Here is a 25,599-nt window from a genome sequence, read left to right on the forward strand (position 1 = left end):
TCAAGTTACTTGAAGGTTTAAACTGTGAACAGAGCGTTGAAAAAAGGAGCATATTAGTATGGAAGCAACAGAAAAATTAAGAGAAAAACCGATAAAAAGTTTATTTATTTCATATTTAATACCAGCAGTTCTCGGAATGGTATTAATGTCAGTTAATATTGTGATTGACGCGGTCATGATTAGTAGGGGAGTTGGAGCGAACGGTTTAGCGGGAGTAAACGTCGCTATTCCAGCATTTTCGATTTTCTTCTCCATTTCACTATGGATTGGAATGGGCGGAGCAACATTATATTCGATTGCACTAGGCGAAAATAAACTTGAAAGAGCAAGGTCTATTTTTACGCAATCTATGACTGTAGCAGTTATTATCGTAGGCGTTTTAGCGGCTATTTGCGTATGGAGAATAGAAGATTTAGCATACTTATTCGGTGCAAATGAAGTGATTTTACCGTATGCGTTAGACTATTTACACGTGTTATTAACATTTGGAATGATATACGTGTTAGAAAATATTTTAAGTACATTTATACGAAATGATGGAAATCCTAATTTAGCAATGGCAGGTCTTGTTGTAACGGCTGTATTAAACATAGTGTTTGACTATATCTTTATTTTCATCTTTGGATGGGGTGTAACAGGTGCTGCTTCAGCGACTATTCTTTCGGCAGCAATTGGTTTCCTTGTATTATTAACTCACTTCTTTAGAAAGAGTAGTATTTTAAAGTGGACGAAATTCCATTTTGAATGGGATACAGTTAAACAAATAATGGTGATTGGTTTCCCAAGTTTTACAGCAGAAAGTACAGTAGCAATCGTAACGATTGGTTTTAACATCGCATTCGTTCAATATGCAGGAGAAGTAGGAGTCGCTTCCTATGCAATGGTGAATAGTATTCATGCGATGGCATTACTATTATTCTTTGGTGTTGGAGCAGCATTACAACCAATCGCAAGTTTTCATTACGGTGCAAATTTATCAGAAAGATTGCGTGAAGGATTACAGTTTGCTGTGAAGATTGCGGTTGTACTCGGAGGCATTGCGATAATTGTCGGATTATTCTTCGGGAAATATATCATTGGTCTATTTGATGTCCAATCGCCAGAACTATTGAAGTTAACGTTAACAGGTATTAGCTTGTTCTTTATCCAATACGTATTTTTAGGCTACAACATTGTGTATGGAGAGTACTTCCAATCAGTGCGACAAACGAAGAAATCAGTACTTATTATAATGAGCCGAGGGTTACTATTTATTATTCCGTTGTTATGGATTATGCCAAAGTTATTTGGAATAAACGGAATTTGGCTCGTTATGCCGGTTGCGGAAGTATTGACAGCAATTATCGTATTTACGATGAATCGTATGAAACATCCTGTTCCGTTACATATGGCAGGAAAGAAAGAAGCAATATAATGAAGAAAATCCCCTTGAGCAAGTAAGGGGATTTTTCATTCTTTTAAACTAATCGCAAAAGACCCATCCGTTTCTTGAACAGACGCAAAAGCCACATTTTTAATATTTGTGATGCCTTTTTCTTTTAACTCTTTATATAACCACTTTTCGTCTTTATGGATCAACTTTAAGTTATCGTATTGAATTTGAGAATCGACAATAAGGGCGATTGGTAATCCAGCATACTTAACATGTATATTCATATCCTTTGGAGTCAATGGTACAAGTTCTCGCTTTGGTAAAATGCTAATGGCTCCATTCGCTTCTAAAATAGCGTATTCAATTTCATGAACACTTGGATATCCGGCGACGCGAAGGTTAGAAAGCAATTCGGGTATGGGATATCTACTTTTTTGTAAGTTCTCAAAAATAATATCACCATGTTTAATTAAAATAATGGGGTGTCCGAGAATGAAACGATTTAGTTTGTTGAGTAAGCTTAATTTTGTAAGAAGTAAGTGCAAACATGTAATAACGACCATACCGAGAAATGCTTGTAAAGCACCAGCGACTGGTATGGCTTGAAAAGCTAAATAAGATAAAAAAATAATAGCCCCAAAATCATGAGGAGTTAGTTGTGCTAATGCAGATTTACCGAGTAACTTAAGCGATAGTAAAAATAAAATAAAAAAGAATGATACGTTACATAAAAAGAGAAGCAATAGGGACACTCCTTCGTGCGAAGTTGTACTTACTATTCCCAAAAATAATAGAAATATTACCTTTTAGAGGATAAATAAGGGTTATTTGGAATTTGTCTGTATACAAACGAATAAATGGATATTATGATGAAAGAAGCAAAGAACATAGGAGTATATGGATATGAGAAAGAAGAAAATAATTAAGTATATTATAGCAATTATAACGGTTTGCGCCGTGTACGCGGTTTTTTTACAATATAACATTTATAAGCATGGGCATATGAAAGCTACCGACGATGCTGATTATATCATTGTATTAGGCTCGAAAGTAAATGGTACGAAACCATCGTACTCATTACAATATCGTATTGATAAAGCAGCTGAATATTTAAAATCACATGAGAAAACAATCGCTATCGTATCTGGCGGACAAGGAAAAGGTGAAGATATTTCAGAAGCATTAGCGATGAAACAAGGATTAATGAAACAAAATATTGCAGAAGACCGTATTATAATGGAGGATAAATCAACGAGTACAGATGAGAATATTACATTCTCAAAACCGTTAATTCCAGCCAATATGAAAAAAGGTATGATCGTAACAAACGATTTCCATATGTTTAGAGCGAAAAAAATAGCAGCAAAACAAGGTTTGCAATTAGAAGGGCTTCCTGCCAAAACACCGAAGCCAATTATCATCCCATCGAATGTCCGAGAATATTTAGCCATTACGCAATATTGGTTTATGAATCGAATATAGTGAAAGTAATCCCGCCCGAGATTCGAGGCGGGATTTATTTTGAGGAAAATCTTACAAAACTGTCATCTTAATGAAAGGTAAAGCGATAGTTTCTAGAATGGATTCCTGACATAATAAAGATAACAAAAACTATTTAGAGGTGAATCGGATGAAAGGAAATAATATTCTATCTTCACTATGTTACTTTAGTATCTTTTTTGCACCATTTTTACTGCCAATTATCGTGTACTTCGTTGCGGAAGATGAAGTGAAATATCACGCGAAAAAAGCATTTTGGTCACATGTTTTTCCGTACGCAATCTTATTTGCTGGATTAGCAGTATCAGGCGTATACGGTTTAGGCTTCGATCAATCTGATGGCGCGGGAATTGGGATGGCTATCACATATGCAGTATTCATTCTTGTAGGAATTTACTACTTCATTTGGAATATCGTAAAAGGTATTAAAGTTTTGAAAGCAGCGTAATAAGACAAGAAATAAATTGGTGTAATCCTGTCGTTATTTGTCGGTAAATCAATATTTCTTGTCGAATCGTCGATATATTCGAAAAATCGTTGATATAGTGCAAGGAATCGTTGATATATTTAAATTATCGTTGATATAATTTCATTTACCGTATTGATAGACATTTTAAAAAGAGCAATTCAAAAAGAATTGCTCTTTTTGTGCTTATAAGTTGTGAATATTGAAAAAGATATGTTAATTTTTCATTATGAAGAGAAAAAAGGAGTGTTTTTCATGAATGAGATCATACATAAAATGGAGCAACACGTTTCAGTTCGTAAATATAAAGAAGAATCCATTCCGAAAGATGTAGTAGAAAGAATGGTTCAAGCTGCGCAGCATGCCGCTTCCTCGCATTTTGTACAGGCCTATTCTGTTGTATATGTAACCGATCAAGACCTAAAGGCTAAACTAGCAGAACTATCCGGAAATCGTCACGTGAAAGAGTGTGCAGCATTCTTTGTTTGTTGTGCAGACTTAAAGCGACTTGAAATGGCGTGTGAAAAGCATGGTACAGAGATAAAGCATGAAGGGGTGGAAGATTTTATCGTTGCGACGGTAGATGCTTCACTTTTTGCGCAAAACTTAGCACTAGCAGCGGAATCATTAGGATACGGTATTTGTTATATTGGTGGTATTCGTAATAACCCGAAAGAAGTGAGTGAATTGCTTCATTTACCGGATAAAGTATATCCTGTGTTTGGAATGACAGTCGGTGTGCCAGATGAAGAACATGGAGTTAAACCACGTTTACCGGTAGCAGCAATTCTTCATGAAAATGGATATGATGAAAAGAAATATGATGAATTATTAAACGAATATGATGAAACGATGAGCGCATATTACAAAGAAAGATCATCAAATCAAAAAAACATAACATGGACGGAATCAATGAGCTCATTTATGTCCAAAGAGAAAAGAATGCATATGAAAGAGTTTTTAAGTGAGAAAGGGTTAAATAAAAAATGAGTAAAAAGACAAACCTGAGACGTTAGTTTAAGTTATAACATTACTTGTAAAACCGAAGCTGAGAAAGTGGGATTCACTTTTTTAACTTCGGTTTTTTATTTGTTATTATATAAAGTGAAAATAAAAATTAATAAATTTTTACAAAAGTGATAGAAAATGAGAATGAAATGCCAATAGTAAGTAAAAGCAGCTGCTAAAGGGGAACTGAGGAAGGATGATGTTTATGATTTTCGATTCTGAAGAGGATTTAATTATAGCAATGAAAAAACGTGATCAAGATGCTTTGAAAGAAGTGATTGATCAATATGGAAAATTAATTTTGTACATTATTCATAAATCATTAAGTACCCCTATTGAAAAACAATATGTGGATGATTGTTATAATGATGTATTTACTATCATTTGGTTTCAAATCGAACAATTTGATATAGAAAAGGGCAACTTAAAATCTTGGATGATTGGTATTACTAAATTAAAGGCATTGGAATATAAAAAGAAAGTATATAAAGAGAATAAAATTGATAAAGACGTAGAAATAGATGCAGGTATCCATGATAAGTATGAAATAGAACAAGAAGAGATTATGGAAATCGTACAAGATTTAAATACAAAGGATCGATATATCTTTTTAAAGAGGTATATTGATGGATATTCCATTGACGATATTGCAAAAGAATTAAAAGTAACGGCTGACTATATATACAATCGAATCTCTCGTGGAAAGAAAAAACTTCAAAAACTGTGGAAAGGGAGTGTGTAATATGGATAAAAGATTATTATCGATGTTAAATGAGCTCCAATATTCAGAAGAAGAAATTACACGTTTAGAGAAAGAAGCGAATGAGTCTATAAATATAGATAAGTATTATGTGAGAAATGGAGAGTTATTAAAAAAATTAACTTTACAAATGTTAGAAGAATCAATTCGCAACGAATTACAAGCTGGTGAAGAAATTCAGAAGGAACTATTAGTAGATGAAGGATATATGGCAAATAACAAAGTTATACCGAATATATATTACGTAGGAGCTACTTTTTATTATTATATCGTTTTAACGAATAAAAGAATGATAATGAAAGGGTTAGATTGTTATTTCAAAAAAACAAATGAACATAGCATGCCAATAGGAGATATACAATCTATTTCGCAACATAAAAAAATGAAAAACGTTTTTGAGATTAAATATAATAACAATTATATACAGTTTGGAAGTATTGCGTATGCACATGAAGTTGCGATGATTATTATGGAGTTGAAAAAACGCGGAGTAAAAGTAGAAAAGTATACAGATTTCGAAAAAGGTTTTTTCTTATTCTTTAATATACTCGTGATAGTAAGTTCAGGTCTTTGCTTTATAAAATATTTAATGTAAAAGGCGGCATAATAGCCGCTTTTTATCGGATGATTTTGTAGCTTAAAAATACAACAATAATTTCATTTAAACCAAGCTGTTATTGCGCAATCTAAAGCATTTTCTATAACAAATGCAAACTATCAATAAGAAGATAAATACCTGTACAGCTCAAAAGGATATATGTAAATATTTTAAAAACTTGTTGATTAAGCCATTTGAAAATAATTTGACCTATAAACAAACCTAAAAATACAATTGGAATTGCATAAAAACTTGATTTCCAAATTGTTATGTTCGTTCCAGTAAAGAGTATTTGAGTTAGTAGACTAATGAAATATATAAACAGATAAAAAGCCAAAGTAGTTGCTCTCAACTTCTCTTTTTCAGTATCAGTTCCTGTAAAGTAAAGTAACAAAGGAGGTCCGGGCATACCGATACTCGTCGTTAAAAGTCCTGATAATCCACCAACTACGAAATCTCTAAACGGTGTTGATCTAACTTTAACATTGCATATTAGCAACAATGTTAATAGTAAGAGTAGGATGCTAATTGTTAATTTAAAAGTGTTTATGTTAACGGAAATGAAGATTAAAATTCCAAAAGGTACACCGGCTATACTTCCAAAAATAAACCGTTTCAGTAAAATAAAATCAACGTCCATTCTTATTTTCCAAATGAGTGATATGGAAATAATTAATGATAAAATAATGTTTATTTGTATAGCTTCTTGTGGCAAGAATAACATGAGTAAGAAAGGTGTTGCCATTATAGAAAAGCCAAAACCTGTACTGGCTTGCAAAACAGAAGCCACCAATATTATACATATGAAAATTAATGTAATCTCCAAAACAGCCCTCCTATTTAATCAAATTCAATACATATTTTATTACTACGAAAATCGAATGTAGCTGTTTTGAGCCTATAGAATAAGTGCAATCTTTCACAATATTACTTTTATTTTAACATAAATATTTGATTTCCTCTCAAATGGTGTTCAAGTAAAGGGCCTTTTAATGAAATGAAATGACTTGTATTTTATTTAATTTGATTGTTATATAACGATAACAAATGAGAGTAAATAAAAATTAGCAGTGAGCTATATAGTATCGGTAGGAGCTTCACTAAGCTTCCCGCGATAAAATAAGAAAAGCCATATAAAACTAACAAAAATACAACATATAGCTAACAGGCAACCAATTACTTGCGGAGAAAGGGTTTCTAAAAGCCAGCCTGTAATAAACATAGATAGCTGAATGAGAGAACCATATATGGAATAATGAAATGAAAAAACTTTACCAATCATGTTTTCTTCGGTATACATTTGTAATAAGGTTGTGTCTAAAGGGACGATAATGCCCCCTGCGATACGCATGCAGAGTAAAGTAATAATACCGATAATAAGCTGATTGGATAGAACGAATCCGAGAAAGAAAAATCCTTGTAGTAAGTACGCCAAGCCAAATGCTTTTTTCATTGTCTCCTTATTTTTACATACATATAGATTAACGAATAGACTACCAATAATAAGACCTAATCCTTGAGCACTATATAAAATTCCAATATTAGCATGGAAGATCCTTTCGGCATAAATTGTTAAAAGAAGTTGATAAGCACCACCAATAATCCCCCATGAAATTCCGACAAGAATTAATGCTAATATAATTTTTTTCTGTAATATGTACGTGTATCCATCTTTTATATCCACAAAAAATGACTTTTTTATGTTAAATTTTTTGTGAGAAGGGATATTCAACTTATAAATGATTAAAGCGGAAACAAAGTATGATAGGCTATTAATGATAAAAGCAATTTCTATACTTAAAGCCTGGGCGATAATCCCACCTAATGAGGCGCCCATAATTGACATAAAGCCATTAACTGTACTAGAAAGTGTATTTGCAGTTACTAAATGTTTTTGCCTAATAATCATTTTTAAAGTTGATTGTTTAGCAGGCTCAAATAAGCAAGAGAGGACCGACAAACATATATTAGCTACGAAAATAATTTCAATCTTATAGGTTGCTAATAAGTAAGTGAGTACAATAACTCCTCTTAAAACATCGGTGGAAATCATAATCTTCTTTGTTGGAAATCGATCCACAAACCCTCCAATAAAAGGACTAAGAAGAAGTTGAGGTAACCCTTTACTCATAAAAGTTAGTGCGATCATAAACGGAGATTCTGTTACGCTATAAACGAATGTGAATAAAGCTACCGTATGAAACCAATCTCCCAGTACACTTAATGTTTGACCATAAAACAGCTTTCTAAAGTTTGTATTTGTTTTAAGCAGTGTGGAATAAGAAACTGACATAAAAGATTAATCCTCATGTATTAATGATGCTTGAACTTGTCTTTTCCATTCACTTAAATACATGTTCTCTGCTGCAGAAAGTTCAACAGGTAATTGTGCAATCAATTCTAAACTATTTCCATCAGGATCGTTAAAGTATACGGAGGCGTGTGCCAATTCTGGAAAAACGATCGGTTCAATTGGCTCCATTCCAAAGTCTTTTCTTGCTGAAATTCCTTTTTGACTTAGCCAATGTATTGCATTTTCTAAATCAAGCAAGCTTACTTGGAAGGCAATATGTCGCAAAGATGGGTGATAAGTAACTTTGTATTCTGTTCCTTCCCAAAGTCCGAGCCAACTCTCATTTTCTTTAATCCAAAAGAAAGCAATATCGTCACCTCTTTTATATAATTTTAGCCCTAGTGATTCATAAAAAGGTATTGATACTTCTAAGTTACGGACGGGTAAATGTGCCTCATAAAGACCTTTAATCATTGTAATCCCCCTTAGTAAAAATGTTTCTTATTTCATAGTAAACGATATTTTGTTAGATCAAATCAGAAATAAGAGGGATATAAATTCATACGAAAGTATGAAAAAACAGCTCAAATATGAGCTGTTTTCGTATAGTTTTTAATTCATTTGGTAAGGATAGGATGATTAATATCCGTATCCGCCGCCACCCCAGCAGCTACATCCGATAATGATTAGAAGGATGAATAGTACGATAAGCAAAGCAAATCCACCGCCGAAACCAGCACAACTACCACCATAGCTCATGTGTTTTCCTCCTTTTTGTAAATTAATCTATATAATTCATGGACTACTATATACAATATGTTTTTCATGTGGAAAAGGAGCCAGTCTGTATTTGAATTAGACAAATGTCTGTGTGATTCAGGTTTTTCTATATTACATGTGCGGGAAATCTTACTAAATAAAGCATTTACGGATTAAGAGTATGTTAAAAACGTAAAAATTGTAAAAAAAACCATTTTTATATTTTTTTATGAGGGAATATGTACTATAATTTTACAAGTAATATTATGGGAAAAGGGAGTTTTAGTTTAGAGATGGAGATGGGACGATTACAAAATAAAATAGAAAACAAAAAGAAAGAGTTAATTCAACTTGTTGCGAGACACGGATTGGATCATGATAAAGTTTTGTTATTTAGCCGAGATTTAGATATACTAATTAATAAGTTTATGAATGTAAAAGATAAGGTCCATAAATGAATAATTTATAGTTTTTTATATTAAGATATTCAACGGAAGAAAGGGGAGAAACGTTATTGGAACATTTACAAGATGAGCTTTATAAGCAAATAAAAGAAGAAAAAGGTACTGTTACAGTTTTCTTAAAGAGTGGTGTGAGAATAGTCGGAGAAGTTGCTGGCGTAGACAAATTTACAGTTTTAATGTTAGTAGATGGAAAGCAACAGCTGATTTACAAGCAGGCAGTATCAACAATAATGAAATAAGACACTCTAGTAGAGTGTCTTATTTCATTATTTCTTACAAGCTTCAACGTCAATGCCAGCAGCTAATAATTTCTTTTCTCCATCTTGTTCAATAATTTTTTGTAATTTAGATAGGAAAGAGTCAAAGTTTGTATGTTTTGCGACTTGGAATGTCATTTTATGTTCAATTGGTAGCCACGTATTAATGTCAGCCTCGTTATGCTGAATTTTTACTTCCAATTTATCAAGCGCATTAGCAACTTTTGCTTCGTACGTTTCTTTCGCTTCAAACTCCATCCATAAATTATATAATTCCTCACCGAGAGAACCTTTTAATGTTTGTTTAATATTTAAAATTGCTTCAAGTTCATTTTTTTGTTTTTGTAATTGTAATTCGTGACTATTCATTGTATCAAAAGCAGGGATATCGCCAGCTTCAGCTTCGACTAGGTCGTGAATAATAACCATTTTAAGTAACTTTTCAATATTTACTTTTTGATCTAAATAAGGCTCAACTAAAATGGCCATTAGAGACATGCGCCATGTATGTTCGGCAACACTTTCTTGGCGTCCGTTAGAAAGCCAGCTATGTCGCATTTCGTATTTTAGTTTTTCTGCTAATGCAATGACTTGTAAAATGTTATGTTCCATCGTGATCCTCCTCTTATTTCCATACCATAATTCTAATATGGAAATGAAATGTGTCAATTTTATGAGTATATTGCGATAAATAGATGATGAGCGTATAATGAACGTTATATGTGAAAACGCATTATTAAAATAAAAAAATGTTTTATAAAAATGAAAAGGAAAGGGCAGGAATATGGGAGACGAAAAACAAGTATTTGCTAGACCAGAAAGAAAAAAAAGGAAGTTTGATATTTCTAGTCCAATGGGCATTATAGTAGGCTTCGCTATTGTAATAGCGGCGATCGTACTTAGTGGCGGTGGAATAAAAGCTTTTAAAAACTTCTTAGATATTCCATCTATTTTAATTGTCATAGGGGGAACGGCAGCGACAATTGTTGTGGCGTATCGATTTGGAGAAATAAAAAAATATACGAAAAGTATTTTTACTGTTTTACATAGAAGAGAAGAAGATTTAGAACAGTTAACGGATTTGTTCGTTAATTTTTCGAAAAAGTCTAAAAAGAACGGTTTACTTTCTTTAGAAGTTGATGGAGAACAAGTAGACAACCCTTTTATTCAAAAGGGGATTCGTTTAATGTTAAGTGGCTACGATGAAGATGAATTAAAAGAAGTGTTAATGAAAGATATAGAAACAGAAGTGTATGAGCTAAGAAAAGGGGCAACATTATTAGATAAAATTGGTGATTTCGCTCCAGCTTGGGGTATGATAGGGACTTTAATTGGTCTTATCATTATGCTTCAAAATTTGCAAGATACATCACAAATTGGTACAGGAATGGCAGTGGCGATGCTAACGACATTATATGGATCAGTACTTGCGAATATGATTGCAATACCTCTTGCGGAAAAGGTGTATCGTGGTATTGAGGATTTATATACAGAGAAGAAGTTTGTAATTGAAGCAATTTCAGAATTGTATCGTGGGCAAATTCCTTCTAAATTAAAGTTGAAACTTGATACGTATGTGTACGAAACGAAGATAAAAAAAGAAAAACGAGCAGCCTAATATTGCAAGGAGTGGTATGATGATAAAACGATCGCAAAAGGGATCGCCTCGTTGGATGACGACTTTTACAGATTTAACGATGTTATTATTAACTTTCTTTGTATTACTAGTTGCTACATCAAAGCAGGATGCAGTAAAATTGTCAAAGATGCTTGAAAAGTTTAGCGATGCGGAGCAAGTAGATGCAAAAGTAATGGAAAATACAATACCAGATATAACACATGAAAAAAATGATGAAAAAATGATCTCAAAAAAGAGAATGGATGAATTATATAAAAAGTTAAAAGCATATGTAGATAATAACGGTATTAGTCAAGTGAATGTATATCGAGAAGATACAGGGGTAAGTGTCGTTATCGTAGATAATTTAATATTTGATACGGGTGATGCGAACGTTAAACCAGAAGCAAAAGAGATAATGAGTCAATTAGTCGGATTTTTCCAATCAGTACCAAATCCAATCGTTGTGGAAGGACATACAGATAGTAGACCTATTCATAATGAGAAATTCCCTTCTAACTGGGAATTATCTTCAGCGCGAGCAGCTAATATGATTCACCACTTAATCGAAGTGTATAATGTGGACGATAAGAGGTTAGCTGCGGTAGGATATGCAGACACAAAGCCAGTTGTACCAAATGATTCACCGCAAAACTGGGAGAAAAATCGTCGCGTTGTTATTTATATAAAAGAATAGTATATTGTTATTTTAATAATAAAATAATAAAAATACGAAAATTCTTTTAAAAAAATATTAAATTTTATCATTTTATTTTGTATAATGAGTGAGAATGATAAGGTGAAATATTAAGATATATTTATACATAGAAGGAGAGAATCAAAAAGAATGGCACATAAAATTTTAGTTGTAGACGATGCGATGTTCATGCGAACGATGATTAAAAACTTATTAAAAAGTAATTCTGAATTTGAAATTATCGGTGAGGCGGAGAATGGAGTAGAAGCAATTCAAAAGTATAAAGAACTTCAACCTGATATTGTAACATTAGATATTACTATGCCAGAAATGGACGGACTTGAAGCATTAAAAGAAATCATTAAAATTGATTCAAGTGCAAAGGTTGTTATTTGTTCGGCAATGGGACAACAAGGTATGGTATTAGATGCAATTAAGGGTGGGGCGAAAGACTTTATTGTAAAGCCATTCCAAGCGGATCGTGTAATCGAAGCTTTAACAAAAGTAGCAAATAGCTAATATAAAAGGGGTGCCACAAGGAATCAAAACAGTGATAGAGGATACACGTGTGGCCCCCTTTTTTCTCGTTTTAAAACACTAAATTGTTATACATAAATGAAATGTTTGTTAGACAGGTAGGGGATTAAAATGCAAACAGATCTATTGAATATATTTTTTGAGGAATCAGAAGAACATTTACAATCGCTAAATGAAAATGTGCTAACTTTAGAACAAAATCCAGCCGATATGGATGTTGTAGGAGAAATATTCCGCTCAGCCCATACATTTAAAGGTATGTCTGCAAGTATGGAATTTGCGGAAATGGCAGATTTAACGCATAAGATGGAAAATGTGTTAGATGAAATCCGTCATGGGAATATCGTGGTCAATGCGGATATTATTGATGTGATTTTTGAGTGCATTGATAATTTAGAGAAGATGGTTGCAGATGTACAACAAGGCGGAATGGGTAATATTGATGTAGTTTCTACTAAACAGAAATTAGAAGCATTATTGCACGGTAATGTAGTAACGCCTACAGAACATATAGAGCAAGATCATATAGGTAACGATGGTGGAGTTTCGCATGAAGTACATATAACGGTAGAACAGCAAGCTATTTTAAAAGCAGTACGTGCCATTATGTGTATAGAAGCATTGCAAAATGTAGGTAATATACAAAAAACTGTTCCGAGTATTGAAGAAATTGAAGCGGATGCTTTCGGATTTGAGTTCACCGTATTTATGGATAGTGATTATAATGTAGAAGAATTGAAACAAGTAGTGCTTCATATTTCTGAAATTGAGAAAGTAGAAGTGAAGCAAGGACATACATCACAAGAAGCTGTGCAAATAGAGAAAATGATACAATCTTCTGCAGTTGCGCAGGTTGTATCACCTGTAGAAGCACGGAAACAATCAGCTAATACTACACCAGCTAAAAGCACAGTAAAAACGAAAAATGCTAAAGTGGAGAATCGCTCCATTCGTGTTCAATTAGAGAAAATCGAAACATTAATGAATATGTTTGAAGAAAGTGTAATTGAGCGTGGGCGCATTGATGAATTGGCACAAACGATTCAAAACAAGGAATTAATTGAGCATTTAAATCGATTAGGAGATATTTCAAAAGATATTCAAAATGTACTTTTAAACATGCGCATGGTTCCAATTGAAACGGTCTTCAATCGTTTCCCACGTATGGTACGAATGTTAGCGAAAGATTTAGGTAAAAAAATCGATTTACAAATTACAGGAGAAACTACTGAAGTTGATAAAATTGTAATTGATGAAATCGGTGATCCGCTTGTTCATTTAATTCGAAATGCAATTGATCACGGTGTTGAGACTGTTGAAAAACGACGTGATGCAGGTAAAAATGAGACAGGAACGATTAAATTAGAGGCGTTTCATAGTGGAAATCATGTCGTTATTCAAATTACGGATGATGGAAACGGTATTAATAAAGGGAAAGTATTAGAAAAAGCGATTAAAAATGGTGTTGTAACAGAAGCAGATGCGAATAGATTAACAGATCGTGAAGTGTTTGATCTTATATTCCAACCAGGATTTAGTACAGCTGAAGTTGTATCGGATCTTTCTGGGCGTGGTGTTGGATTAGATGTTGTAAAACATACGATTCATAGTTTAGGTGGACATTTAATTATTGATTCTGAGGAAGGAAAGGGAAGTACATTCAGAATTGAACTTCCGTTAACTTTGTCTATTATTCAATCTATGCTTGTTCAAACGAACGATAAGCGTTATGCTTTACCTCTTGGAAATATTGTGGAAGCAATTCGAATTAAGAGAGAAGACATCCAATCCTTACAAGGAAAAGATGTGTTAAATTATCGTAACCAAATTATTGAAGTGAAACATTTAAGTACAGTATTTGGTGAAAAAACAGTAGATGAGGCGTTTGCGTCATATGATGGTCAAATGGTTCCTGTGTTAATTGTTCGTAATACACATCGTAGCTATGGGCTTATTGTAAACACAATTATCGGTCAAAGAGAAATCGTCTTAAAGTCATTAGGTGACTTCTTTGCAGAGAGTTCTAACTATTTCTCTGGTGCGACGATTCTCGGTGATGGACGAGTGGTCCTCATTTTAAACCCAGAAGGTTTATAATAGGAATGAAGGAAAGCTCCCCACTTGTATACAATTGGGGAGCTTTTTGGTTAATTATTATGAATGTATAAAAATAATTATATAACTGGAAATAAATACAGAGTAACGATTTGTATAATCAGTTTGTTAAAATATAATGAGTGTAATAAGTTGAGAGTTTATCCTGCTAGTTGCGGGTTAATAATCAGTGAGGAATGGATAGAAGTCCCATTGATTAAAGTGTCACTTTATATCATTTGATAGAAAAACAGAAATGAGGAGGCAGGGAAAATGCCTGAGCAACACACAAACGGGGAAACGAGCACAATTGTGCTAGAAAAAGAAAATGAGCATTTAACACCTCAAGAATGCGATATTCTTGGCGAAATCGCAAATATATCATTTGGTTCAGCTTCGACTGTATTATCAACAATTTTAAATAGGCAAGTAAACATTACTGCTCCTCGTGTAGAATTGGTAGATTTATATGATACAAGTGATGTTGAAGTTCCACATGTTGTGTTAAATATTCATTTTACAAAAGGATTAGATATGGAAAACCTTCTTGTTCTTAAGCAAGATGTTGCACTATCAATTGCTGATTTAATGATGATGGGGACAGGTGAAGTGGAAGAAGGAAAAGAACTTGGTGAATTAGAGCTAAGTGCTGTACAAGAAGCGATGAATCAAATGATGGGATTCGCAGCTACATCTATGTCGGAATTCTTCCAAGATACAGTAGATATGTCTCCGCCGACAATTAAAGTCGTAAAGCTATCAGAAGAGATGGAGAAAATCTCTGAAATAACTGGAAATAACACAATAGTTAAAGTATCGTTCGATCTAAAAATAGATAATCTTGTAAACTCTAAACTTGTACAAATTGTTTCGGTGGAACATGCGAAACGAATGATAAATAAATTACTGCAATTATCTGGTGAAGTAGAAGAAAGAGATGAACCGGCGGAACTGGTTGAAACTGAGATTGTAGAGGAACATGTTGAAAAAGAGCATTTAACACAAGAAGAGAAAGATGTACTCGGTGAAATTGCGAACATTTCAATCGGTTCAGCTTCAACGGTATTATCAACGCTTTTAAATCAGCCAGTCACGATTAGTACACCAAATGTAGAGGCGATTAATGTTCGTCATTATGATGGAGTACCAGTGCCATTTGTCATTTTAAATGTCGACTTTGTTGAAGGGCTAAAGAATGAGAACGTATTCGTATTTACGAAAGATGTTGCCTTAACAATGGTAGATTTAATGATGATGGGAACAGGGGAAGTTGATCCGGAAAAAGAGCTTAGTGAATTAGAACTAAGCGGTATTAAAGAGATCATGAACCAAATGATGGGGCATGCTGCAACAGCGATGTCGGAAATGTTTCAAGAAAAAATGGACATGACGCCGCCAAATGTCAAATTTGTAACGTTAAAAGAAGAAATGGAATACTTGGGAGAGTCAATGGAAGTGGACGAACTCGTTCAAATTACGTTCAATCTTGAAATTGGCGATCTTCTTCAATCGAAAATGTATCAAATTTTACCCATTTCCGAAGCGAAAGAAATGGTAAGAAGACTTCTGTATCCAATGGTGGAGGAGCAAGAAGAGATTGTCCCGGAAGAAATTGAAGAGGAAGAAATTGCGGCACCAGTTGTACAACCTATTGAATTTAAAGAAGTAAAACAGATTGAACCAGTATATATGGATACATCCATTCTACAAAATGTAGAAATGAATGTGAAATTTGTATTTGGAAGTACTGTGAAAACCATTCAAGATATATTAAGTTTACAAGAAAATGAAGCGGTTGTACTAGATGAAGATATTGATGAACCGATTCGAATTTATGTGAATGATGTATTAGTGGCATATGGTGAACTTGTAAATGTAGATGGGTTTTTCGGAGTAAAAGTGACGAAATCGCTATAAGGCGTTGAAATAGGAGTTTGAACGAGTAGATGAAAAACGTAAAGTTTTTTCTAATGAGTTGGCTATGTATACATGTGTGCTTGTTCTTCCCCCTGCAAAGTCAGGCGGAAGAACAAATTGAGCCAGAGCAAAAAATAAATAAATTGGAAGTAATAGAAGAAAATAAGAAACTTCAAGAACAGCCAGAGCAAGTAGAAATAAATCAAGGTGAAGATGAACAAAAAGAAGTGACGAATGAACAAAAGAGCGAAAGAAAGATAGAAACGGATCAAGGTGTTATTACAGTAAATAAGCCAGAGCTAAAAGTTGGCGAAGAAATGCGGATTACTGTAGAACCAAACGAGAAAGACATTCAAAGTATGAAAGGTATATTGCAGTTACAAAGAAATGGCGAGCAGTATGCACAAGAAAGAATGCTATCTTTTGAGTATGATGAAGAAACGAAGCGATGGATTGCTAACTATAAAGTCGAGAGTTTTGATTTACAAGGTGATTGGAATCTTCATCTCGTTCAAAGTTACAAAGAAAATGAGAAGGAAGAGCTCATAGAAAATGAAGTGAAAGTCCCGCTCGTTCGTATTGGAAATGAAACACCAACTATAGATAAAGAATTGCCGAAGTTACATAAAGTTACTATTGATGAAGCAAAAGAGAACTTAATTGAACGGAAACAGGGAGATTCTATACATATACGAGTGAAAGCTGCCGATGTAGAATCTGCTGTGAAAGAAGTGCGCGTTACATTAAAAGGGAAAGATGATAAAGAAATTCCCTTTTTATTAGACTACAACAAGCGTGACATGGATTGGCAAAAAGTATTTGAACTAACTGATGCCTTGCCAAATGGACAGTATAAACTATTTGTAGAAATAGTGGATGCTGCAGGCAATAAACTTGTTGCGGAAAGTGAATATATCGTTTCTGTTTTGGGACAAAAAATGGAAGATGATAAAAAAACAGAAGAGCAAGAGAATGAAAATAAAGTAGAAGATAAGAAAGAAATTAGTAAGCAAGAAGATTCGAAAGTAGAGATCGTGCTTCCAGAAGAAAAACTTCCAGTTGTTCAAATTCCGAAGCAAGACGAGAAAGTAAATGAGTTTATACAAGAAACATTGAAAGAGAAAGAGGAATTCCCTCACGTTATAAAAGACCCATTGGCAGATAATAAGGAAGTAAGTAATGTAAAGGCTCAAAAAGAGAAAACAGGTAAAAATGACAAGCAAGACGTTTCGAAAAAGAAAACAGAGCCAGAAGATAAGAAAGAAGAAAGAAGTGAACAAGGAGTACAAGCTTCTAATGTGTTTACTATTATGTCAGGTTTATTTGTACTATTTTTAGTTTTAAAGAGTAATAAAGAATGGGGCTAATCATTTCGTAGTAGTGGAGGCATTTAAATGGAAATTAACCGTACGACAGTTGAAAATAAGACGCTACAACCATTAAAACAGCCTGCAGCTATTTCGGAACATGAAATTCAGAAAGAACGAAAGCATAGTAATTTAGTGTTTAGTGGGCAGTCTAAAATCATTTCGAAAAATAATGAAATAGGCATTTTACTTGCAAGTTTAGGCGATGGAAAGATTATGAAGGAAATACTTTCTAAAGAGATGGATACAATGTTACAACTCTTTAAAAAGTTACATACGTTATCTGGAGAAGGTAAGCAAACAGAAAAAATATTTGAACAAGTAATTAGAAGTTTACAAGGACTTGTTAAGCAGGCGCATATAAAAGATCTTCCTTTATTAGATGGAACATATGATTTCGCTGAAGTACAACTATCATTTGGTAGAAAGGTACATATTCCGTTATTAGATGTAAGTGCACTTATCTCTAGAGTGGAGAGTGATTCTTCAGAAGGAAATATAAATTTAATGGTAACGGTTATTACTGCTTATATAACGAAGTTGTCTAACGAAACCATTTTAATTAGCGTTACAGACCGCACGGCAAAAGATCGGGATGTCAGTGTATGGAGAGCGCTCGCAGAAATGAATATGACACAATTGTCACAGGCGTTGAAACATACAATGCAAGAACATAAATGGTCTATGACGTTTCTTTTTCTTTTTATATGGATTGTTGGTATCATTTTAATTCGAGTTATATAAAAAGGTCGTCACTTCATTGTGACGACCTTTTTAATCCCGTAAAAGCCCGATTGGTATGTGCTGATTAAAGTTTCACTTTATATTTTTTCATAGAAGAATGTATCGAACCGCTGAAGGTTGTAACGTTCGGGTGTTAAAATTTGTTCTGTACTACCAACAAATAGTACACCGCCTTTTCGTAAAGAACGACTAAACTTTTCATAAAGCTTTACTCTTGCTTCTTCTGTAAAGTATATCATTACATTACGACATATAATTAAATCGTAATTTGTATCGAATGACTGCATTAAGAGGTCGTGTTGTTTGAACGAAACGTTTTGCTTAATGTTTTGATGCAATGAATATGTATCATTCTCTTTTGTGAAATGACGCTCTTTCAAATCGATAGGTAATTCTTTTAAAGAACGTTCTGTATATTGACCGCGTTTCGCAGTTTCTAAAATATGAAAATCAAGATCTGTTGCTTGAATTTCATAGCGAAATGGAGAAAGATGTTTCGATAAAATTAAAGAGAGTGTATATGGTTCTTCACCAGCAGCGCAAGCAGCACTCCATACTTTTAATTTCCCGTTATTTTGTTCAAGTAATTTTGGCAGTGCTTTCGTCTCTAACGTTTGCCAACGTTCTTTATTTCTGAAAAACTCTGAAACGTTAATTGTAATATAGTCAATAAAACTTAAAAATAAATTTTGATCAGCACGTAAATGATTTAAGAAATTTGCGTAGTTGTCAAATCCTTTTCTTGAAATGAAAGCATCGATTCTACGGCGCATTCTATCCTGTTTATACGAAGCGATATCCATATTGTATTGTTGTTTAAAACTCGCGATAAAATGATCATAATCTTGTTCAATTATCATATTTACAATGGGCACAATAACGATATTGTGCCTCCCCCTTTACATCATACGAATTTTTTGTTCAAAGCTTTTTTTCATCTGTTTGTCATGTAAACCCGGTAAATCATAAATAACAGCACCAATACCTGCTTCTTTTGCAACGTCAATGGGAATGACAGATGTATGTTTGTCCCCGTTATAAAAACAGAGAACTAAATCGGTATCTTCAATAATTTGTTTTACAAAAAACATAAAATCTGATCGATAAATGGAGTCGGAAGGATGATCAAAAGCAACATACTCGGCTCCGTGTTTTTTTAAGTAATGAACGACTTCTTGAAATTCATCTGTTAATGCTTGTAACGGTTGTAGCGTGTAAAGGCATAAATTTTGAGCGAGTCTTTCGTTTTCAATGAAAAAACGAAGAACTTCATTTTCGATAGATTTATAACATAATATGTAAATTTTATGTTTGTGAGCATAGTCAGTTAGAAATTTTTTAATTTCATCTTGATCTAATGCTGTTAATTGATTTGAACCACAAAGAAAAATATTCATAGAATTGTGCCACCTCATGCTAAATTGTAACATATCTTTTATAAAAAATAACTGCAAAATATTACTGTTCAGAGTATAATTATAAATAACTGGATTTTACGATTAAGTTTAGGAAGAAATAAAAAAATAAATAGGTGATATATATGCTACGTTCTATCTCGCATAATCCAATTTTATCGCATATACCGCCTGCTACTCAAATGCCGAAAGAAGCAAATGTCAGGACAGGACTTGCATTTTCGGATAATTTGCATGCAGATCCGAAAAAAGATAAATTGCTAGAACAAATGGAAGCGTTTGTCGATAATATTGGAGAAATAAAAGAGAAAATTGAAATGGAATTAACGCTTGATAATGTCATGGAATACAAAAATACAGTGAAATCATTTTTGAATTTTTACGTAGATAATGTATTGCAATATAAAGACGTTATGTCTCGTCATCCGCGTTACGGATATTCACAGAAAATGACGATTGTGAAACAAGCAGAAATGGGATTAAATGAATTAGAAGATGTGATGAACTTAATTAATACAAAAACTGGACATTTAGAAATGTTAAATCAAATTGGAGAAATCCACGGTTTAATTGTAAATTTAGTCTTGTAAAAGGAAGGAAGCTATATGTACATACAATTATATGAGAAGCTCGTTATTATTCAAAAAGCATATGAAAACATTCAAACGCTTGGAGAACAAATATATGAGAATTTAAAACATAAAAATGTAAATGCAGTTCAAAAGTTGCAAGTAGAGCAATTGCAGTACATTGATGGTTTAAAAGGATTATCGAGCGCATTTGAAGAAATGGTTGTTCAGTTTTGTAAAGAAAAGGGCGTTGAGCCATCTCGCGTGAGTGCATTATTTTCGTATTTTTCCCATGAAGAAATTGAAAAAATGGAAAAAATACAAAAAAACTTAGTTGAATTAGAAGAGAATGTAAAAATGATTCTTTTAAAAAATCAATATTACTTAAACGTACTATTAAAAACTACAGAAAGTATTGTGGATTCCGTTTCTGAATATAATTTGGAGCGAAACAATAATTCGCAAATCTTTATGAATGAACTATTGTAAAGGAGAAGTGAAGCTTTATGAGATTATCTGATTATAATACACCGCTATCAGGTATGTTAGCGGCTCAAATGGGGTTACAAACAACGAAACAAAACTTGTCTAACATTCATACACCGGGTTATGTGCGTCAAATGGTGAATTACGGATCTGTTGGAGCAAGCAATGGTCATACGCCAGAACAGAGAATTGGATACGGTGTACAAACGTTAGGTGTCGATCGTATTACTGATGAAGTGAAGACGAAACAGTTTAATGATCAATTATCACAACTCTCTTACTATAATTACATGAATTCAACGTTATCACGAGTAGAGTCTATGGTAGGGACGACAGGAAAAAATTCATTATCTAGTTTAATGGACGGCTTCTTTAATGCTTTTCGTGAAGTGGCAAAAAATCCAGAACAACCAAATTACTACGATACATTAATTTCTGAAACTGGGAAGTTCACAAGCCAAGTAAATCGTCTTGCGAAAAACTTAGATACAGTGGAAGCACAGACGACAGAAGATATTGAAGCACATGTTAATGAATTTAATCGTCTTGCCGCAAGTTTAGCAGAAGCGAATAAAAAAATTGGACAAGCAGGCACACAAGTACCGAATCAACTGTTAGACGAACGAGATCGCATCGTTACAGAGATGTCTAAGTATGCCAATATAGAAGTATCTTATGAATCTATGAATCCTAATATTGCAAGCGTTAGAATGAATGGTGTTTTAACAGTAAGTGGACAAGATACATATCCCCTTCAATTAAATAAAGAAAAAGACCCAATGTCAGTTGAGATTTACGGTTCAGAAATCTCTGTAACTAGCGGAGCAATAAAATCAGCGATTGATACGAAAGCGAAGATTGTTGAATATAAAAAAAACCTTGAAGGTTTAATGAGTTCAGTGAAAAATCAAGTGAATACAGTGATGGGAAAAGATTTCTTCGTTGGCGATTATGCGAAAGATATGAAATTAAATCCAGAATTTGCAAAAGACATTTCGAAAATGAAAATATCTGCTGAAACAGCAAATAAACTAGCAGCAATTACAGATGGCGATTATAAAGAAGGCCTTTCTAATAAACAAGCATTAGACCAATTCATAGTAGGTGTAGCTTCTGATAAAAGTGCAGTGAATGCTTATCAAAAAATTCATGGAGACTTATTAGAAGGTATTCAGCAAGAGAAGATGAGCGTCGAAGGGGTAAATATGGAAGAGGAAATGGTAAATTTAATGGCCTTCCAAAAATATTTCGTGGCGAACTCTAAAGCGATTACTACGATGAATGAAGTGTTTGATAGTCTATTTTCGATTATTAGATAATGTGAATTAGAAAAGAAATCCCCTCTTTTTTATGGTTAGAAAGAGGACCTACGGATGGGAGAGGCGTTCAATGCCTATCATTGGCCCAATCGATGTAAGACTAGAAATATAAAATGGTTGTAGGTTAAGTGAGTTAAGAGGATAGCGATAGGAAGCTGTGGATTCTTCTTAACACCAATTCAAATATAGATAAAGGAGAAGAGAGAGATGAGAGTATCTACATTTCAAAATGCAAGCTGGGCAAAGAATCAGTTAATGGATTTGAACGTGCAACAGCAATATCATCGAAATCAAGTAACTTCGGGGAAGAAAAACCTTCTTATGAGTGAAGACCCACTTGCAGCAAGTAAATCATTTGCAATTCAACATTCATTGGCAAATATGGAACAAATGCAAAAAGATTTAGCCGATTCGAAAAATGTATTAACACAAACTGAGAATACTTTACAAGGTATTTTTAAATCTTTAACGAGAGCAGATCAATTAACGGTGCAGGCATTAAATGAGCCAAATGGTGAAAAAGAATTGAAAGCCATCGGTGCAGAGATTGATCAAATTTTAAAACAAGTTGTATATTTAGCGAATACGAAAGAGCAAGGTCGTTATATTTTCGGTGGTGATAGTGCGGAGAAGCAACCATTTACAGAAGATGGTACATACCAAGGTGGAAAAAATGATGTAAATTGGCAACTAAATGACGGTTATGAATTAAAAGCGTTTCGTAACGGAGAAGCATTATTATCTCCGGTTATAAAAACGTTAAAACAGATGAGCGAAGCGATGCAAAAAGGTGACCAAAAAGCGTTACAACCGTTATTAGGAGAAAATAAGAAAAACTTAGATGGCATCATTAACCGTACAACTGAAGTTGGTTCGACAATGAACACAATGGAAACATTTAAAACAATTTTAAGCGAGCAAAATTTAGCGCTTCAAGAAAATCGTAAAGAAATTGAGGATGTCGATTTAGCGGTAGCAATTTCTGACTTAGCGTATATAAATGCGACGTATGAAGCGACGCTTAAAGCAGTTAGCACGATGAGTAAAACGAGTATTTTAGACTACATGTAATCTATAAGGAGTGAGAAAAATGGCAGGAACAACGATGACAGGTATTGGTGGTAGACAACAAATTTGGAATCTCGGAAATAATATGATCGATACTTCAAACTTCGTCGAATTAGAAATGAATGCGTTAGATATGAGGAAAACACCGTATACGAAAGAAAAGAACGACCTTACAAATGATAAATTATTATATACAAGTTTAAAATCAGAATTTAGTTCTTTCACACAAACATTTAAAAACTTAGCGGCTTTTAAAGGGAATGAAAAAAAAGTAACGACAACACAAGACGGTTATATAAATGTAAAAGCTGATGGTGGTGCGATTGCAGGAACTTTTAATATGACAATTACACAGCTAGCGCAGCGTCATCAAATAGCTTCAAATGACATTACAGATATAAATGCAAAGCTTCCTAAAGATGAAACATTAAAACTAGGCGGTAAAGAATTAAAAGTAACAACTGATATGACATATAAAGATTTAATTAATAAGATTAATGATGGAGATTATGGCGTATCAGCTTATACACTTGGAAATAAAATTTTCATGACCTCGAAAAAAGAAGGAACAGATGGAGTAATTAAGTTTGAGGGGAACACATCTACACTATTTCAAGATATTGGTTTAGCTAATGCGGATGGAGTAGCGCTTAATGTAATCAATGAAGCGCAAAATGCTAAATATAGTATTAATGGTATCACAGCTGAAAGCTTTACCAATACAATTGAGGCTCTTCCAGGCGTGAAAATTGAATTATTAAAGGTAACTGAGCCAAAAGTGGAAGGGACACCAGATGCTGGCACAACACCAGATCCAAAAACAAAAGGTATAGACCTAAAATTTACAGTAAATGACTCAAACGTAACAGATGCATCGAATGTTATTAAGAAGATGGTTGCGGATTATAATAAAGCTGTTAGTACGGTAGATATCTTTGCCGGAAAAGGTGGGGCTTTCCAAGGTCAAGCCATTATGCAAAGTGTACGTCAAGCGATGAACAATGTCGTAACATTTTCTCAAGATGGTAATTATTTATTCACATTTGGTATTCAATTAAAGCAAGATGGAACGATGGAAGTTAATGATGAAAAATTAACACAAGCATTAAAAGAAAAACCTGATGCAGCGAAGCAATTTTTCTTTAGTTCTAACGGTTTAGGAAAAATGATGGAAGAGCCACTTGATAAACTATTTGGTGATAAAGGTGTAGTCGGTGAGAGAGTAAAAAATATTGACTCACGTGTAAGTGATTTAGATAAAAAGATTAAAGATATCGAGACGCAAAACTTGCAAAAGCAAGATGAAATTGTGAAGAAGTATCAAAAATTAGAAAGTACATTAGCGGCGCTTGATAGCCAGCTAAAAACAATTAAAGCAATGACAAAACAAAAAAGTGATGATTAATGAAAGTTAAGGAAGTGATGGTATGCAAGCATGGCAACGTTATATGCAAAATGATATTATGACGAGTAATCCGATTAAAAATACAATTTTTATCTATGAAAGATGTATTGTAGAGTTTCGTAATTTAGAAGAGCTTTTACATACTTTTAAACTACAAGAAGGAGACGCGCTTCTTGAAAAGTTAGAACGTATTTTTGAAGAATTGAAGCTTCAATTGAACCCTGAAATTACGAAAGACTTATATGATAGTCTTTATGGTTTATACGATTGGATTAGTATTCAAATTCAGACGATGAAAGTAACGCGTGAAGCAAAAGACATGGATGCGATTGTGAAAGTGTTACAAGATTTAATAGACGGTTACCGCGGAGCACTTGAAAATGAACAATGATATTTATCGGACGTTTGTCGGCTGTTTTAATGAAATCGGTGAATTGCAAGTGTCAGATGGAGAGTTTGCTGAGAAGAGTGAGATGTTAAATCGCTGGATGATGACATTGGATGAAGAAACGCGTGCGCAAGTTGCAGCAGAAGTAAGTCCATTCATTATTAAGGCAGCGCAGCATATTCGAGATAAGCAAAAGATTTTGGAAGAAATGATTATGACAAATGATGGACGAATGAAAGCTAATTCATTTTACGGTAAATATTAATAATACAGTTTACAAATGGATTTCCCCTTTTTAAAGGGGATCCATTCCTTTGTTTAAGTAAATAGTTCCGCTGATTGAGGTTTCATTTTATGACTGTAATGAAAAAATAGTAGTAATCTAAATAATATAAAAATGAACTTTAATGTGTAGTTCATATATGAAAATAGTTCACGGATCACTGTCTGTATACAGTTTTTTGTATTCTTTTTTATATTTTTGTATTTTTCTAAAGA

At 33.5% G+C, this 25,599-nt stretch carries 30 protein-coding genes; 22 read left to right on the forward strand and 8 right to left on the reverse strand.

The features are described from left to right. The first annotated feature begins 58 nt into the window (after positions 1-58). On the forward strand, positions 59-1,414 hold the full coding sequence (locus BTOYO_RS21320; RefSeq protein ID WP_000388386.1) for an MATE family efflux transporter: 1,356 nt from the start codon (positions 59-61) through the stop codon (positions 1,412-1,414). A 35-nt stretch (positions 1,415-1,449) separates the two neighbouring features. Here the strand turns inward: BTOYO_RS21320 and BTOYO_RS21325 are convergent, their stop codons facing one another. Continuing rightward, positions 1,450-2,115 carry a DUF421 domain-containing protein gene (locus BTOYO_RS21325; protein WP_000923918.1) on the reverse strand — a complete coding sequence of 222 codons (666 nt, stop codon included), beginning with the start codon at positions 2,113-2,115 and terminating at the stop codon, positions 1,450-1,452. Between the two features lie 160 nt (positions 2,116-2,275). On the opposite strand from BTOYO_RS21325, the gene BTOYO_RS21330 reads away from it, so the two are divergent. The 5 genes from BTOYO_RS21330 (at position 2,276) to BTOYO_RS21350 (ending at position 5,701) form a co-directional block, all read left to right on the forward strand. Continuing rightward, complete coding sequence (locus BTOYO_RS21330; RefSeq protein WP_001227661.1) at positions 2,276-2,854, forward strand: YdcF family protein; 579 nt, start codon at positions 2,276-2,278, stop codon at positions 2,852-2,854. A gap of 148 nt (positions 2,855-3,002) precedes the next feature. Next, on the forward strand, positions 3,003-3,320 hold the full coding sequence (locus BTOYO_RS21335) for a magnetosome magnetite crystal formation protein family (protein ID WP_000678050.1): 318 nt from the start codon (positions 3,003-3,005) through the stop codon (positions 3,318-3,320). A 273-nt stretch (positions 3,321-3,593) separates the two neighbouring features. Further along, entirely contained in the window at positions 3,594-4,328 is a 735-nt protein-coding gene (gene nfsA / locus BTOYO_RS21340; RefSeq protein WP_001002406.1) for an oxygen-insensitive NADPH nitroreductase, read from the forward strand. 217 nt (positions 4,329-4,545) lie between these two features. Continuing rightward, the gene (locus BTOYO_RS21345; RefSeq protein ID WP_002093801.1) at positions 4,546-5,088 is read left to right on the forward strand and encodes a sigma-70 family RNA polymerase sigma factor; all 543 of its coding nucleotides are present in this window, start codon (positions 4,546-4,548) and stop codon (positions 5,086-5,088) included. 1 nt (position 5,089) lies between these two features. Beyond that, positions 5,090-5,701, forward strand: a complete 612-nt coding sequence (locus BTOYO_RS21350; RefSeq protein WP_000361358.1) for a PH domain-containing protein — start codon at positions 5,090-5,092, stop codon at positions 5,699-5,701. A 103-nt stretch (positions 5,702-5,804) separates the two neighbouring features. Here the strand turns inward: BTOYO_RS21350 and BTOYO_RS21355 are convergent, their stop codons facing one another. The 4 genes from BTOYO_RS21355 to BTOYO_RS21370 all read right to left on the reverse strand — a co-directional run bounded on the left by BTOYO_RS21355 (position 5,805) and on the right by BTOYO_RS21370 (position 8,756). Then, positions 5,805-6,530 carry a sulfite exporter TauE/SafE family protein gene (locus BTOYO_RS21355; RefSeq protein ID WP_000406808.1) on the reverse strand — a complete coding sequence of 242 codons (726 nt, stop codon included), beginning with the start codon at positions 6,528-6,530 and terminating at the stop codon, positions 5,805-5,807. Between the two features lie 249 nt (positions 6,531-6,779). Then, the gene (locus BTOYO_RS21360) at positions 6,780-7,997 is read right to left on the reverse strand and encodes an MFS transporter (RefSeq protein WP_000117072.1); all 1,218 of its coding nucleotides are present in this window, start codon (positions 7,995-7,997) and stop codon (positions 6,780-6,782) included. A gap of 6 nt (positions 7,998-8,003) precedes the next feature. Next, positions 8,004-8,471, reverse strand: a complete 468-nt coding sequence (locus BTOYO_RS21365) for a VOC family protein (RefSeq protein WP_000589701.1) — start codon at positions 8,469-8,471, stop codon at positions 8,004-8,006. Positions 8,472-8,636: 165 nt separating this feature from the next. Further along, on the reverse strand, positions 8,637-8,756 hold the full coding sequence (locus tag BTOYO_RS21370) for a YjcZ family sporulation protein (protein WP_000120179.1): 120 nt from the start codon (positions 8,754-8,756) through the stop codon (positions 8,637-8,639). Between the two features lie 239 nt (positions 8,757-8,995). On the opposite strand from BTOYO_RS21370, the gene BTOYO_RS21375 reads away from it, so the two are divergent. Next, positions 8,996-9,214: an aspartyl-phosphate phosphatase Spo0E family protein gene (locus BTOYO_RS21375; protein WP_000291696.1), complete on the forward strand. Its 219-nt coding sequence runs from the start codon at positions 8,996-8,998 to the stop codon at positions 9,212-9,214. Between the two features lie 56 nt (positions 9,215-9,270). Beyond that, positions 9,271-9,459, forward strand: coding sequence for an RNA chaperone Hfq (gene hfq / locus BTOYO_RS21380; protein ID WP_000400654.1), 189 nt, complete (start codon positions 9,271-9,273; stop codon positions 9,457-9,459). 27 nt (positions 9,460-9,486) lie between these two features. Here hfq and BTOYO_RS21385 read toward each other — a convergent pair whose 3' ends face one another. Then, positions 9,487-10,089 carry an HD domain-containing protein gene (locus BTOYO_RS21385; protein ID WP_000400764.1) on the reverse strand — a complete coding sequence of 201 codons (603 nt, stop codon included), beginning with the start codon at positions 10,087-10,089 and terminating at the stop codon, positions 9,487-9,489. A 172-nt stretch (positions 10,090-10,261) separates the two neighbouring features. Here BTOYO_RS21385 and BTOYO_RS21390 point away from each other — a divergent pair, with 172 nt between their 5' ends. The 7 genes from BTOYO_RS21390 to BTOYO_RS21420 all read left to right on the forward strand — a co-directional run bounded on the left by BTOYO_RS21390 (position 10,262) and on the right by BTOYO_RS21420 (position 18,451). Further along, the gene (locus BTOYO_RS21390) at positions 10,262-11,095 is read left to right on the forward strand and encodes a flagellar motor protein MotP (protein WP_000502108.1); all 834 of its coding nucleotides are present in this window, start codon (positions 10,262-10,264) and stop codon (positions 11,093-11,095) included. Between the two features lie 19 nt (positions 11,096-11,114). Next, positions 11,115-11,792, forward strand: coding sequence for an OmpA family protein (locus tag BTOYO_RS21395; protein ID WP_000596068.1), 678 nt, complete (start codon positions 11,115-11,117; stop codon positions 11,790-11,792). A gap of 150 nt (positions 11,793-11,942) precedes the next feature. Further along, a complete protein-coding gene (locus BTOYO_RS21400) occupies positions 11,943-12,311 on the forward strand; it encodes a response regulator (protein WP_000940571.1) in 369 nt (122 codons plus the stop codon). A 129-nt stretch (positions 12,312-12,440) separates the two neighbouring features. Then, complete coding sequence (locus tag BTOYO_RS21405; RefSeq protein ID WP_001192581.1) at positions 12,441-14,426, forward strand: chemotaxis protein CheA; 1,986 nt, start codon at positions 12,441-12,443, stop codon at positions 14,424-14,426. Between the two features lie 270 nt (positions 14,427-14,696). After that, positions 14,697-16,340, forward strand: a complete 1,644-nt coding sequence (locus BTOYO_RS21410; protein ID WP_001115037.1) for a flagellar motor switch protein — start codon at positions 14,697-14,699, stop codon at positions 16,338-16,340. A gap of 29 nt (positions 16,341-16,369) precedes the next feature. Continuing rightward, entirely contained in the window at positions 16,370-17,707 is a 1,338-nt protein-coding gene (locus tag BTOYO_RS21415) for an Ig-like domain-containing protein (protein ID WP_000800073.1), read from the forward strand. 27 nt (positions 17,708-17,734) lie between these two features. Beyond that, positions 17,735-18,451: a hypothetical protein gene (locus tag BTOYO_RS21420; protein ID WP_000405177.1), complete on the forward strand. Its 717-nt coding sequence runs from the start codon at positions 17,735-17,737 to the stop codon at positions 18,449-18,451. A 77-nt stretch (positions 18,452-18,528) separates the two neighbouring features. On the opposite strand, the gene BTOYO_RS21425 is transcribed toward BTOYO_RS21420, so the two are convergent. Next, complete coding sequence (locus BTOYO_RS21425) at positions 18,529-19,311, reverse strand: CheR family methyltransferase (protein ID WP_000582904.1); 783 nt, start codon at positions 19,309-19,311, stop codon at positions 18,529-18,531. A gap of 39 nt (positions 19,312-19,350) precedes the next feature. Beyond that, on the reverse strand, positions 19,351-19,848 hold the full coding sequence (locus BTOYO_RS21430; protein ID WP_001020088.1) for a hypothetical protein: 498 nt from the start codon (positions 19,846-19,848) through the stop codon (positions 19,351-19,353). Positions 19,849-19,991: 143 nt separating this feature from the next. On the opposite strand from BTOYO_RS21430, the gene BTOYO_RS21435 reads away from it, so the two are divergent. The 7 genes from BTOYO_RS21435 (at position 19,992) to BTOYO_RS21465 (ending at position 25,366) form a co-directional block, all read left to right on the forward strand. Further along, a complete protein-coding gene (locus BTOYO_RS21435) occupies positions 19,992-20,456 on the forward strand; it encodes a YaaR family protein (RefSeq protein WP_000946323.1) in 465 nt (154 codons plus the stop codon). Positions 20,457-20,471: 15 nt separating this feature from the next. After that, positions 20,472-20,924, forward strand: coding sequence for a flagellar export chaperone FlgN (flgN, locus tag BTOYO_RS21440; protein ID WP_000275891.1), 453 nt, complete (start codon positions 20,472-20,474; stop codon positions 20,922-20,924). Positions 20,925-20,941: 17 nt separating this feature from the next. Next, positions 20,942-22,240 (forward strand): flagellar hook-associated protein FlgK, encoded by a 1,299-nt coding sequence (flgK, locus tag BTOYO_RS21445; RefSeq protein WP_001239720.1) that lies wholly within the window; start codon positions 20,942-20,944, stop codon positions 22,238-22,240. 207 nt (positions 22,241-22,447) lie between these two features. Beyond that, complete coding sequence (locus BTOYO_RS21450; protein ID WP_001266434.1) at positions 22,448-23,311, forward strand: flagellar hook-associated protein 3; 864 nt, start codon at positions 22,448-22,450, stop codon at positions 23,309-23,311. A gap of 19 nt (positions 23,312-23,330) precedes the next feature. Then, positions 23,331-24,713, forward strand: coding sequence for a flagellar hook-associated protein 2 (locus BTOYO_RS21455; RefSeq protein WP_000929294.1), 1,383 nt, complete (start codon positions 23,331-23,333; stop codon positions 24,711-24,713). A 22-nt stretch (positions 24,714-24,735) separates the two neighbouring features. Beyond that, a complete protein-coding gene (locus tag BTOYO_RS21460; RefSeq protein ID WP_001149518.1) occupies positions 24,736-25,104 on the forward strand; it encodes a flagellar export chaperone FliS in 369 nt (122 codons plus the stop codon). After that, a complete protein-coding gene (locus BTOYO_RS21465; protein WP_001058081.1) occupies positions 25,094-25,366 on the forward strand; it encodes a hypothetical protein in 273 nt (90 codons plus the stop codon). Before BTOYO_RS21460 ends, BTOYO_RS21465 begins: the two co-directional genes overlap by 11 nt. Positions 25,367-25,599: the final 233 nt, after the last annotated feature.

Source organism: Bacillus toyonensis BCT-7112, assembly GCF_000496285.1.
Classification (GTDB): Bacteria; Bacillota; Bacilli; order Bacillales; family Bacillaceae_G; genus Bacillus_A; species Bacillus_A toyonensis.

Coding starts and splice junctions, on each gene's coding strand:
- BTOYO_RS21320 (WP_000388386.1), top strand. CDS start 59: ATGGAAGCAACAGAAAAATTAAGAGAAAAACCGATAAAAAGTTTATTT.
- BTOYO_RS21330 (WP_001227661.1), top strand. CDS start 2,276: ATGAGAAAGAAGAAAATAATTAAGTATATTATAGCAATTATAACGGTT.
- BTOYO_RS21335 (WP_000678050.1), top strand. CDS start 3,003: ATGAAAGGAAATAATATTCTATCTTCACTATGTTACTTTAGTATCTTT.
- nfsA (WP_001002406.1), top strand. CDS start 3,594: ATGAATGAGATCATACATAAAATGGAGCAACACGTTTCAGTTCGTAAA.
- BTOYO_RS21345 (WP_002093801.1), top strand. CDS start 4,546: ATGTTTATGATTTTCGATTCTGAAGAGGATTTAATTATAGCAATGAAA.
- BTOYO_RS21350 (WP_000361358.1), top strand. CDS start 5,090: ATGGATAAAAGATTATTATCGATGTTAAATGAGCTCCAATATTCAGAA.
- BTOYO_RS21360 (WP_000117072.1), bottom strand. CDS start 7,997: ATGTCAGTTTCTTATTCCACACTGCTTAAAACAAATACAAACTTTAGA.
- BTOYO_RS21365 (WP_000589701.1), bottom strand. CDS start 8,471: ATGATTAAAGGTCTTTATGAGGCACATTTACCCGTCCGTAACTTAGAA.
- BTOYO_RS21370 (WP_000120179.1), bottom strand. CDS start 8,756: ATGAGCTATGGTGGTAGTTGTGCTGGTTTCGGCGGTGGATTTGCTTTG.
- BTOYO_RS21375 (WP_000291696.1), top strand. CDS start 8,996: ATGTACTATAATTTTACAAGTAATATTATGGGAAAAGGGAGTTTTAGT.
- BTOYO_RS21385 (WP_000400764.1), bottom strand. CDS start 10,089: ATGGAACATAACATTTTACAAGTCATTGCATTAGCAGAAAAACTAAAA.
- BTOYO_RS21390 (WP_000502108.1), top strand. CDS start 10,262: ATGGGAGACGAAAAACAAGTATTTGCTAGACCAGAAAGAAAAAAAAGG.
- BTOYO_RS21395 (WP_000596068.1), top strand. CDS start 11,115: ATGATAAAACGATCGCAAAAGGGATCGCCTCGTTGGATGACGACTTTT.
- BTOYO_RS21400 (WP_000940571.1), top strand. CDS start 11,943: ATGGCACATAAAATTTTAGTTGTAGACGATGCGATGTTCATGCGAACG.
- BTOYO_RS21405 (WP_001192581.1), top strand. CDS start 12,441: ATGCAAACAGATCTATTGAATATATTTTTTGAGGAATCAGAAGAACAT.
- BTOYO_RS21410 (WP_001115037.1), top strand. CDS start 14,697: ATGCCTGAGCAACACACAAACGGGGAAACGAGCACAATTGTGCTAGAA.
- BTOYO_RS21415 (WP_000800073.1), top strand. CDS start 16,370: ATGAAAAACGTAAAGTTTTTTCTAATGAGTTGGCTATGTATACATGTG.
- BTOYO_RS21420 (WP_000405177.1), top strand. CDS start 17,735: ATGGAAATTAACCGTACGACAGTTGAAAATAAGACGCTACAACCATTA.
- BTOYO_RS21425 (WP_000582904.1), bottom strand. CDS start 19,311: ATGATAATTGAACAAGATTATGATCATTTTATCGCGAGTTTTAAACAA.
- BTOYO_RS21430 (WP_001020088.1), bottom strand. CDS start 19,848: ATGAATATTTTTCTTTGTGGTTCAAATCAATTAACAGCATTAGATCAA.
- BTOYO_RS21435 (WP_000946323.1), top strand. CDS start 19,992: ATGCTACGTTCTATCTCGCATAATCCAATTTTATCGCATATACCGCCT.
- flgN (WP_000275891.1), top strand. CDS start 20,472: ATGTACATACAATTATATGAGAAGCTCGTTATTATTCAAAAAGCATAT.
- flgK (WP_001239720.1), top strand. CDS start 20,942: ATGAGATTATCTGATTATAATACACCGCTATCAGGTATGTTAGCGGCT.
- BTOYO_RS21450 (WP_001266434.1), top strand. CDS start 22,448: ATGAGAGTATCTACATTTCAAAATGCAAGCTGGGCAAAGAATCAGTTA.
- BTOYO_RS21455 (WP_000929294.1), top strand. CDS start 23,331: ATGGCAGGAACAACGATGACAGGTATTGGTGGTAGACAACAAATTTGG.
- BTOYO_RS21460 (WP_001149518.1), top strand. CDS start 24,736: ATGCAAGCATGGCAACGTTATATGCAAAATGATATTATGACGAGTAAT.
- BTOYO_RS21465 (WP_001058081.1), top strand. CDS start 25,094: ATGAACAATGATATTTATCGGACGTTTGTCGGCTGTTTTAATGAAATC.